Annotated in this window: 2 protein-coding genes; both read right to left on the minus strand. The window is 50.3% G+C overall.

What is annotated here, in order from left to right; translation table 11 throughout:
* Positions 1 to 160: 160 nt before the first annotated feature.
* The gene (locus EL26_RS23105; protein ID WP_152559383.1) at positions 161 to 451 is read right to left on the minus strand and encodes a spore germination protein; all 291 of its coding nucleotides are present in this window, start codon (positions 449 to 451) and stop codon (positions 161 to 163) included.
* A gap of 11 nt (positions 452 to 462) precedes the next feature.
* Positions 463 to 675 carry a hypothetical protein gene (locus tag EL26_RS23110; protein WP_038094865.1) on the minus strand — a complete coding sequence of 71 codons (213 nt, stop codon included), beginning with the start codon at positions 673 to 675 and terminating at the stop codon, positions 463 to 465.
* Positions 676 to 845 lie beyond the last annotated feature (170 nt).

Below are 845 nucleotides of genomic sequence, written 5' to 3' on the forward strand. Positions count from 1 at the left end.
TAGTAAGAGCTTCTGGCTCGAATCGATCTTCATCTATCACTCGTTTAGTTTTCAAGGATCAATCATTCATCTTTCGTTCAAAGCGCGTCGCTCAGTGGCGACTCTTAGTAATTTACCATGTTGCAAGCCCAAATGCAACAGGTATTTTTTTACAAAGACTTTATCGCACCATCATTCCGGCGCGTCGAATCCACGGGGATACGGTCACATCCACGGTCATGCGCCCGACCTTCATCATCTTGACGCGAAAGTCAGCGGTCGGCAATCGATAGCGCAACAACGAGAGGTTGGTCATCAGCATCTCGATAAACCCCTCACGCGGACCGCGGATGACCTGTTCCGGTTGCGATTGAGAGATGGCGCGCTTTTTCACAAAGCGATTGCTGATCACCATCGCTTCCTCCCACCCGTCGACCACAACAGCAGCATCCTCTCGCAAAACCGCATCGATGACCTGTACCGCTAGAGCAACGCGGCCGGATACCGCCCGAGGATCTGAAACCGACGGATCACAAAATCATCGTTGTCCCCGATCAGGTTTTGGATAAAAGCGACGGTATCCTCCAAGCGCGCGTTGAGGTTCTCCTTCTGATTCTGTTCGAGAATTTGATTGGGGATTTGGGAGGTTTCTGACTTTCTTTTCTTTTTGTTCTTCGAACGCATCCAAAACACCATCGCAAATCCCCCCTGTACGAAATCCACACAAGAATATCAAGTATGGAAAAAATACACATCAAAAAGCCCGACCTCTTCACGAGATCGGGCTTACTTGTCATTCTGTATGGAGCGGAAGACGGGATTCGAACCCGCGACCCTCGCCTTGGCAAGGCGATGCTCTACCCCTG

The sequence above is a fragment of the Tumebacillus flagellatus genome, from assembly GCF_000714935.1.
GTDB lineage: Bacteria > Bacillota > Bacilli > Tumebacillales > Tumebacillaceae > Tumebacillus > Tumebacillus flagellatus.